The organism is Facilibium subflavum, from assembly GCF_003574485.1.
GTDB lineage: Bacteria > Pseudomonadota > Gammaproteobacteria > Francisellales > Francisellaceae > Facilibium > Facilibium subflavum.
Window position 1 is genome coordinate 1 of record NZ_QLIT01000161.1, and the last position, 10034, is coordinate 10034.

The window sequence follows — 10034 nt, forward strand, 5'->3', positions numbered from 1 at the left end:
AAGCATACGCCATTGACAACCCGTTCGTAACACATAGTAAACCCCTTCCACGAATAAACGCAAAGATTCCGTATTTTTGCAGTGTATCCTCTTTACCGTCATTAAAAATTCATAAATCTTTTCCCAAGCATTTTCATTTATGTGATAATGCATTTTGCAATCCTTTGTTGTTTTTCTCAAATATATTTAAAACCAAGGATTGCAACCTTGCAAATCATTTTTTAATTAAATTAAATCAACTTAATTTCACATCTTGTAGTTTTTTTGGTTCACAGAACCTAGAATTTTTTTAGGAAGTGCAGTAATAACCTCAAGGTTTACCTTGGGTGTTGCTAAATAACTATGGGCTTTATTCGGCGTTGAGGCCTCAGCATTATTTGCCATAGCAAGTAATAACAGTAATAATTTTGCATGCATTTTGACCTCCGAAAAGCCTTTTAGAGCATGGGTTTTTCTAGTTAGTGTTTGCATTTTAACCCATATAGAATAAAATGCAGTCACTAATTTTGTATTACGAAATGCACGATTAGTAACCAATTCAATCTTGTGCTTGTAAATAACCATCGTGGAAATTAACAATCAATGAGTTGTCTGTGTCACTTACTGGAACATCACCATCAACTGTCCACATAATGGCACCACCAATGCCTTGTTGTGCTGCATAACGCCCGTAGTCAAATGCATCTTGACCTGAAGTATAGAAAAATACACTTGGCCCATTATAAGTTGCTGACCAAAGTGGCGAAATGTCAGCCGGAGAGATTCCAAACAGGTCATTTGGCTGAGGGGGTGTAAATGTATCGATAATTAATGTAGAACCAACGTGATAATCCTCTCCATCTTTAGTAACCACAAAATCATGTGTATTACCCTGGTTAATAAATTGGTATAGGTAACGATGATTAAAACTAGAAGCACAACTATTCCATTGTCCAAGTGTTTTACTGCAATTGGCGGTGTCATTATCGCCACCTAGCAGTTGTGTATCACTACTTGTATAGTAATTTCCAAATCCATAATTATCAGTAATATCATTATTATTATACCCGTTGAGTGAGCGTGTATATGCAGCTAGGCCAATGTTGATTTTATTTTCATTGCCAGGCATAGCTTTTTTGGCTGCTTGCACAATCGCATCAATGGTAAAGTTATTTGGGGCAAGTCCATCTCCAGTATCAGGCATGAATAATACCTGGTTAAAGCCAGTATAGCCTTCTGTTCCTGGAACCGTGAAGTCATACGTCATTAAATTTAATGCAGCTAAATTATCAATATTACTTGATGATAATACTGAATCTTTCAGTGCGTTGACATAGGTTGGATTAGCTTGAATGGTTAATGAAACTTTTAATTTCTGGCCATCTTTCGTTGTCACCTCATCATGCAAACGATGAATAATAGTGGCAAGGTTGCCGCCTAAAAAGTCATTAAAGTTTTCAGTTTTACCGTCATTTTCTACATCCAGATCAACTTCAGTGATCGCAAAGTGATTGGCCAAGGCCTGTACTGATTCTACAAGGTTGTCAATTCGCTGGGTATCTGTAGCGCTGTTGCCCGTTTGATAAACATTCCAATCAACTGCATTCCAGCCACCAATAGAGACTATTTTTTCAATATCCGCATTATATTGATCCAATGCGGCAAAGGCATCGAAATTACCATAGCGTAGATACCATGTAAGGTCTCCAGGGCGATCGACATTCGTACTTGGTGTACAAATCCGGAAATTAAGATCATTTTTGTTACACCAGTCAGCATCAGATGAATCCAGGTCACTATAACTATCTGTAAAGTGGATTTGCCCAGCCTTAGCGCCTGAAGGTAGTGAGTCAGGGTCATCATAGACAAATAAAAAAGCATAGGCAACTCCGGTTAATTCCTTGGCCTTGGCAGCAAGGTCTGTATTCTCCAGAGCTTCAGTTTGCGCTGAGTTAGACAACTGGGTGCAATCAGTATTACCATTAGCCTGGAAAATAGGGGCACCAGAAATACTAGAGCTTTCCCTTGGCATGGGGTAAGAAACGTAAGGGATGGCTCGGCCTGGTGAACCGGTGCCCTCAATACAAGAGTTATTCCCATAGACACCATAATTGGTAAAATACCCAATCAGTTTAGGTGGCTTGGCTGGTGGCTTTGGTGTGATTTGAATGGTTGCATCATCTGGCAAATCAATGGATTTTCCTTTTGTTTGTGATATTTCAATATAATGATCCTCTTCAGACTTAACGCCATTGGGAGCGCTTATGGTAATATCCTGATGATCATTAAGACCCTGCAAGCAAAATGTGCTGGGTGAGAATACAAGTGAGTTTTGATTGACAAGATCACTCAGACTAAAGCAATATTCTAGGTTGTCATCTCTGCCTTGGTCTTTATCATACTTGGTGGTCAGTGTGTATGTTATTTTATCCTCTTTACCAGAAGTTATTTTTTGTGGTGCTGTAGAGGACGACAACGCTTTCTCAATATGCGCTGGTGTCACGGTAATTGATAAGGAAGGCGGTAAATCAATAGATTCGCCCTGACTTTGCCTCACTTGCATTTTATGTATTTGCTCAGCAGTAACACCGTCAGGGGCGGTAATCGCAATTGATTGCGTTTGGCCTTTATAAAAAAGACAAAACGTAGATGGCGAGAAACCTAGTTTATCAGTATAATCACTTGAGTCATCCAGTGAAAAACAGAAATCCTTATGAGGTTGTTGATCAAACTCAAACTCGTTGACACTTAAGCTAAGTACAGCACCTTTTAACATGCCGCTGCTGATCTTGCGAGGTAAGCTTTGTACTGCTAAGTATACTTCATCTGGTCCATCGCCATGCCAGCTGATAATCTGACCATCTTCTCCATATTGGATGCTGCCATTTTGTGATGAGTCATTGTTATTGCCATTGCCATTTGAACCTTCACCACTTGACGTATCTTGTTTATTGACTGCCGCATTAACAAACAAAGTCATCGAAGGCATATCAACGTTGATGCTTTTGTCTCCTGCGGTTTGTGTTACTTTGATCATGCGTCGCTTTGTGCTGTCAATATCCTGTGGTGCAGATAGTGTAACTAATTGTTTAGCGCCAGGTGCTAAACAGAAAAAATCTGGTGTGATGTTGATTTTACTGCCGACACTCATATCATTGATTGTAAAACAGTATTTTCCAGAAGCAGTGGCTTTTAAAGCACCGGCCTTAACACTGTTAAATTCAAAGGTTACCGTTTTGGTTGTGCCTGCAGCCAGGTATAGTGGCATCCCTTGGACTTTTAATATGTCAGATAGTGAGGATGTTGTCGAAGATGGTGAACTGCCATCTTTGCTACTATCGCCCTGACAGGCGCTTAAGCCTAATGCTGTTAGTAAAAACAGCGCATTCACAAATGTTTTAGATAGATTCATTTTATTCTCCTTAATTCAAGAAATCATGTGTAATAAGGTGGGTTAATGCTGGGTTAGTAAATATCAAAATTTAAGCGTATTATTGCTTATTATCCTCCACAAAAAGGGGGCTAAAGCTTTTTTGCAAAGCTTTAGCCTTTGTCCATTGATAAGTCACAATAGCAACAATAAATCAGTTATTATTGCTTAGGTAGTTATTTGGAATTATGAGTCAAGGGGAATGTTGACCGCAACAGGTGAGTATTGATCATCACTATTGTTACCAATCCCCAGTTGCCCGAAGGTGTTGCTCCCCCAGCAATAAGCCTGTCCAAGTAAGGTTAGTGAACAAGTAAAAGTAGCACCTTGTGCGACTTGATCGACGTTGTGGATTGTGAATCCTTCATTTCCAGGGATAACATTAGCTGGAAAATAAGCATCATCACTATTACCGGTGCCTAGTTTTCCAAATACGCCATCGCCCCAGCAGAATAGGGTATGCTGTTCATCAATCGCGCAATTGTGGGTATAGTCACCACCGCTATTGCTTAGGCTGGCTATCTCGTTAGCTATTTTTCTGTAGAATTTAGTATCAGAGGTAACTTCTGGAGAATATCCTGCACCCAGTATACCATCGCCGTTATACCCTACAGAGAAAAGAGTACCATTATTGTCAAGTGCAAATATTGAAGCCTTGGTTAGCTGTACTTTTTTGATATCATTGCTATCAAAGCTGGTATAGCTTTGTAACTTAACTGGTTGCCGTTGATCCTCATTCTCATGGTAGGCAAAGCCTAGCTGTAAATGATTATTTGAGCCCCAGCAATAAAGCTGGCTGTTCCCATCAACTGCACAAGTATTATATCTACCAACCGAGACATTAGTGATATTATTTGCATCAAAACCATTAGTGTTATTGGGTTGGACAGGTGTGTTTTGATTAGTTGTTTCATTATTACCAAGAAGACCTCGTTGTCCTGAACCCCAGCAATACAGGTGGCTACTATCTGATATTGCACAAGTAGCAATCTGTCCGACAGCAACGCTGTTAACATTATCACTATCAAATCCTTCGCTGCCGTCTTGGACTTTAGCCGGTAGGTTGTGGCTTGTTGTCGAGCCATCACCCAGTTGTCCATAGCGGTTGTATCCCCAGCAGTAAAGCTGATTATTTTCAGTAATTGCACAAGTCGAATTATAACTTGCCTTGACAGATTTTACTGCATTTGGTGTAAAACCATCATTTCCTGCTTTAACTGGTTTTGGAACACGATAGTTATTGTTATCACCCGTGCCTAATTGACCGTTATCATTTCTACCCCAGCAGTAAAGTTTATGATCATAATTTATTGCACAGGTATGACGTGCACCTGTGGCAATTTCTAACCATTGGTAAATCATGGTCATTTCAACCGGCATATTTTGTGTTATTGGCGTGCCATTGGTTGAGTATACATGCAATACACCATAGGCAGGTCCTGAAATAAGTGGCGATTGATTGACACCGGTGACTATGATTTGACAGCTTGCTTCAGGTGCCAGCGTCTTGCCATCACAGTTACTACTATCTACCTTTGGCTTAACCAAGGCACTTGGCTGAGATGCATTCCAACTAAAATCAGCGGCAGTTTGATCTAACGTTAGATCAGATTTTCCAATATTTTTCACTTGTAAAACCACCTGGTCTTTGGTTGATGATTTTAAATCAATTTGTGATAATGACTGCCCATCTTTATCTAAAACCTCAGCACTGCCCTTAGCAGAGGCAACACTAAAGGCAGATGAAGTATCCTGCTTTAAGTTATTGCCTTGGGCATTTGCACTTAGTGTTATACCAATTGGACTCCCAGTAGCCTGTGCTTGGTTAGTAAGCTTGATTACAGCACTACAGCTTTCACCTTTGGCAAGTTGTGTTTTTGATGCACAACTGCCAGTGTTTTCAAAAGTTACACCCGTAACCATTGACCCCATTGACAGATAATCACCAATGTGTGAACCATCAAATGCATAAAGTGTGAATGGGCCTGTATTAGTGACTCTTATATCATAGCTTGTATCTTCATCAGGGATTGGCAATGGTGAAGGAACACTAAGCTGTGCTGTTGATTTACCAACAGTAATGGGGGCTGAGGCTAGAAACTGGTTGCCCGCATTATCGCTGTAGTTTAGCTCAATGCCTGTTTGGCTGCTGCCATAGGCATTATCTGAGGCCTGTACGGTAACATCACAACTTTGTTTTGCTGCTAATGTGCCTGTACAGCCATTATTGACGATTGAGACACCTTGCAAGTTTTCACTATCAAGAGATGTATCACCTAAATTGAATGTATGATTTGCTTTATTGCTAAAGCTTATTGTTGTTGGTGTGTGAGAGGCATCTAATTGACCAGAAGCACTACTGGTAATCGGATTAATATTAACCTGTATATCTGGATACTCTTCATTACTATTTGCAGCGCCTATTGCAATATAATGTGTATTCGAATTATCGATAAGTTCACTGTAGTATTGTGACAGTTGTGCTTCGGCTGTACCTTTAAGTGAGATGCCAATATCAGCAGGTTGCCCTGGGAAAGTATACCCAAGGTCTATTTTTGATGGAGACTCTGGCAGGGTAATCTGCTCACCACCAAGCATGACTGAACTGATTTCTTTATAAAGCGACTTAGGCATCTGGCTTAAATCCAAGTAATAGTTGTTTAGGCCTTTTTCAGAGCGAATGCTGAGTATTGAGGTAGTATTAGGTGCAAAACTAAAACCATCAGCACCAATACTCATGACATCATTGCTATCAACAGCTTCTGTGTTAAAAGTCGTAATTATATCATTACTGCTTGTCTGTGTTTTTTGGTCTTGCACTTCAATATTTAAATCACCTTTAAAAAGCGCTTGTGCTTGTTGCAATGTTAGATCAAAGCGAAGCGTTGCCTTTTGGCCTGGATTTAATGTGACCCCTTTGGTGCCATCCCATAAGTTGCCATCCACTGCTGGTGTGCTTGTATCAAATACAGCACCATTTGGGAGATTAACAGCGGTTACCTTAATTGGGTCATTCTTGATATTGGTAAATTCAGCCTGATATTTAACCTTATGACCTACTAAGACTTTTTCTGGTAAGCTGGAAATAGGCTTAACCACAAAGTTATTATAAGATGGATTTAGTACAATATGGCCAACAACGTGTCCTGCTTCCATGTTACCAGCTTTTTTGCTCACTAATTTATAAGTGCCTGAGGCAAGTTCATGATTGTTGACTTGTAACGCAATTGTCGCTTGGCCGCCATCTGCAACGCCAGATGTAATTGGTACGCCTTGCTCACTATTAGTTACCTCAATATCGCTTGATGAAACAACACCACCCGAAGGATTAAGCACTTCAAATGCATCTGTCGGTGAAGTGATCCCAAAGATAGAGAAAGCATTGTTTGCTATGCCATCATTACTGTTAGTTAAAACGACATTGGTTAATGTACTTTGGCCTTCTTCATGAGGGGTGTTTAGCAAAATATAGCCCTTATAGGCATCAAGTGATGGTGAGGCAACTGATACTGGGTATTGCGTTTGATAAGTATCATTCTGTGTGTCAGTAAGCTTTATATTAACGTTAAAATCCCCAGGACTGGTCTCATTGTCTGCACTAAGTGTTAGTAACTTTGCGCTATTTGCTGGCAGTGTGCCTGATGGGCTATCAATCTGCACACCGCTTGGTAAATTACTCAAAACATAGCTTAATGGCTGATCAGTCGGGTTTTGAATTTTCAAATATTTTGGGCCTGGTGCACTAAATTGTAAGGTGTTTGGTTCAAAATTCACAACATCTGTTGATACCGTTGCACTTGGGTATGTTGTTGCATAATTATTGCTTGATATACTGATTTGTTGGGTTTGGGCATTATTTTCAATGTCGGATTTCGCTTGTTTTAAGCTATCGACATTGGCTGCAGACAAATCAAAAGCTAAATGAATAATTTTTTCAGCACCAGGCAATAAATCACTTGTTAATGTTAATTTACCGTTATCAGGATTATATCCTTCACCGCTGATATGACTATATAAATCAGCACCAATCCCTGATAAGTCTAAAACAACATCTTGTGCGCGGGTTGTTCCCTGGTTTTGGAGCGTAATATCGATACCATCTCCTGCATCAAATGAAATGCCTTTTAACGCTGTTAAATGTGATTTAAGCTGAGCACTTTCAATAAAATTACTGTTGAAGGTTGGTGTCGAGTAACTGAACTCAGCATCGTTAAAGCCAACTGATATTGCGCCTAGGATATTAACGTTAGCGCTGGCTGTTACACTACAAGTATAAGTTTGTGTTTTCCCTGGTCCAATTTGTGCCCCTTTTTGTAAGTCACCACAATTCCATGTGCCATTAGCGGGTGTATGTACAGATGATACGGTCAATGGCTTAGAAGTAATATTGGTGATCTGTAAGCTAACATAACCTGCTTTATTCGCATCTATTTGCTGTGGCAGTGCTTGTTTCATGACAACATCGGCCTGCTTAGGCGAGGCTTGTAAATCAACAATACCAACTTTGCCTGTTTTAATATTACTATCACCAGCAATGGCGTTAAGCGTAAAGGTGTCTATAGGCGTATCTGGGTTATTGGATTGAATACCAATTTGGCAAGTATCACCTGGGGCAACTGTAGCACCAGCGCATGAATTATCTTTGCCATCAACGACCTCCATAGCGCCTCCTGATATGCTAAATTGCTTGCTTAAGTCTTTTGGCATATGTGCATTATATTGGCCTTTATTTACTAAATTAACATAAGTGATTCTTGGTTTAGTTTTACTCGTTGTCTTTAGCGCAATAAAATCACCACCATTATCAGCAACCATTTTTGTCGATGCGTCAACTAAAGCCGTTAAATCAACACGATAGTTTTCAGAAGAAGGGTCCGTAAATAAAGCACTAAAGTGGTATTCACCTGAAGTGGCATCAGGTTGTGTTTGCACTTTAAAGTTGACTGTTTTGCCAGGTTGAATATCTTGCCCTTTATCAAGGCTTGGCTGAATGGTGATATAGCTTGGTAACGATGTACTATCAATCCCATTAAATGTTAACGTACCTGCATAGCTTGGGACGGTTAGAATAATGTCGCCATTTTCACCTTTAGCAATTGTGACAAACTCTTTATCCATGTCAAAAGGTTTACTGCTGCTTGAAATTTTAGGTTTTGTGCGTTTTTTAATATTAGCACCACCAACTCTAATCAATGGTGTTTGTGCGAATTCATTATTATCTAGTTGGCTTTTCACTTCAGGTTTAGATAAAGCCTTAGCCGCTGTTCCTTTAACAAAAAAAGCAATTTTCTGGCTGCCAGATTTTGGAATTTCAGGCACAATAATGCGTTTTTTCTTAGCATAATAAATACCGCCTTGTAATGTGCTCCAGTCAATAGTATCAAGCACTTCAGCTGGAACTTTGGAAAGATCTATATAGGCACCATTGATGTTTTGGTTGTTTGGGTTATTTAAAGTGAACTCAGTCGTTGCATTCGGCCGTATATTAGCGCTTTTTGACAAAGAAACAGCTGAATCTACAGAGGTTTGGTCTTCTGGGACAAAATGTGTGTCAACAGCGATATTAAAAGAGGCATCACTACCTGAAGATGATTGTGCGCCAAAAACAAGGTTTCCCTGAACTGAAGCGCCAGATTTTCCACTAAAGGCAACTAATTGATGACAGCTTTCACCAGGTTTCAATCTTGCACCTGTTGTGCCATTCCAGCATGAATGATCAGCACCAACCTGCTCAGAAGAATTTAATACTAAATCAACTTGCGCATTACCTTGTTTAGACGTTTGATCTGATAGTCCGGTGATAGACACGCTACCGCTATTTGCTGTGGCACCGACTGCTTTTACACTAGATAACGATACGGGGTTTGTTACCTGAATATCCATAACACCATCAGCATCATCTGCAATTTTAGCGGGTGCTTGGATCAATGGGTTTAAATTTAGTTTTGCGGTGGTGCCACCGCCGCCACCGCCACCACCACTTGAATCTCCACCGCCACCGCAGCCTGTAAGTGTCACAGTAAGTAAAAGTGTTAAAAATTTTTTTGTATGCATTTTATTTCCTCCGTTTTGAAAGGGTTGTAAAAAGTAAGATCCACAGAAACGATTGTTTCTTGATCAATCTTGACTTGGGCGTATTTTAAACATAATTATTCAAAAAAAGATCTGATTAATTATGCATCAACTAATACAGGTTTTATTTTTTTAAAAGATTAAATACACCCATAGGCCTTTTTGAATCAGGGATTCTCATGGTTTAATCAGTTTTATAATATTGATCGTGGTTTGACATAATGAAATTTCTTTTGTATTTATTTGATAAGACAGGGAATACGTTTCATTACCTTAGGCGGGAAAATATGATTGATATAACTTTACAGGAATTAAAAATTTTTGAGCTGCTACTTCGAACAGGATCGATTACGACGGTTGCTGAAGTGTTAAAGCTTTCTAAACCAACGTGTACCAGGAATATTGCATCATTAGAAAAAAAGTTGGGTCGCAAGCTTTTTTTACGCGTTAATAATGAATTTAAATTGACCAATGATGCAGTGTATTTTTATGGATCTGCTTTTAGATTGTTGCAGTCCAGCCAGAATATATTCTCTCCCGACTTTGACACTTT

General features: G+C 39.5%; 5 protein-coding genes. 1 reads left to right on the forward strand and 4 read right to left on the reverse strand.

The window, feature by feature from the left end; all coding sequences use genetic code 11:
- From DNK84_RS09740 to DNK84_RS09755, 4 genes are all read right to left on the reverse strand, one after another.
- The coding region (locus tag DNK84_RS09740; protein WP_162902360.1) for a transposase at positions 1-153 on the reverse strand (153 nt) is incomplete at its 3' end.
- Positions 154-246: 93 nt separating this feature from the next.
- A complete protein-coding gene (locus DNK84_RS14375) occupies positions 247-417 on the reverse strand; it encodes a hypothetical protein (RefSeq protein WP_162902361.1) in 171 nt (56 codons plus the stop codon).
- 121 nt (positions 418-538) lie between these two features.
- Positions 539-3391, reverse strand: coding sequence for a glycosyl hydrolase family 18 protein (locus tag DNK84_RS09750; RefSeq protein WP_119344332.1), 2853 nt, complete (start codon positions 3389-3391; stop codon positions 539-541).
- Between the two features lie 204 nt (positions 3392-3595).
- The gene (locus tag DNK84_RS09755) at positions 3596-9463 is read right to left on the reverse strand and encodes an RCC1 domain-containing protein (RefSeq protein WP_119344333.1); all 5868 of its coding nucleotides are present in this window, start codon (positions 9461-9463) and stop codon (positions 3596-3598) included.
- Positions 9464-9768: 305 nt separating this feature from the next.
- Between DNK84_RS09755 and DNK84_RS09760 the strand changes: the two genes are divergently transcribed.
- Positions 9769-10034 (forward strand): LysR family transcriptional regulator (locus DNK84_RS09760; protein ID WP_162902362.1); only part of this gene is annotated, 266 nt, incomplete at its 3' end.

What these genes read in the sequence shown, in the direction of transcription:
- DNK84_RS09755 (WP_119344333.1), bottom strand. Translation starts at nt 9,463, where the DNA reads ATGCATACAAAAAAATTTTTAACACTTTTACTTACTGTGACACTTACA.
- DNK84_RS09750 (WP_119344332.1), bottom strand. Translation starts at nt 3,391, where the DNA reads ATGAATCTATCTAAAACATTTGTGAATGCGCTGTTTTTACTAACAGCA.
- DNK84_RS14375 (WP_162902361.1), bottom strand. Translation starts at nt 417, where the DNA reads ATGCATGCAAAATTATTACTGTTATTACTTGCTATGGCAAATAATGCT.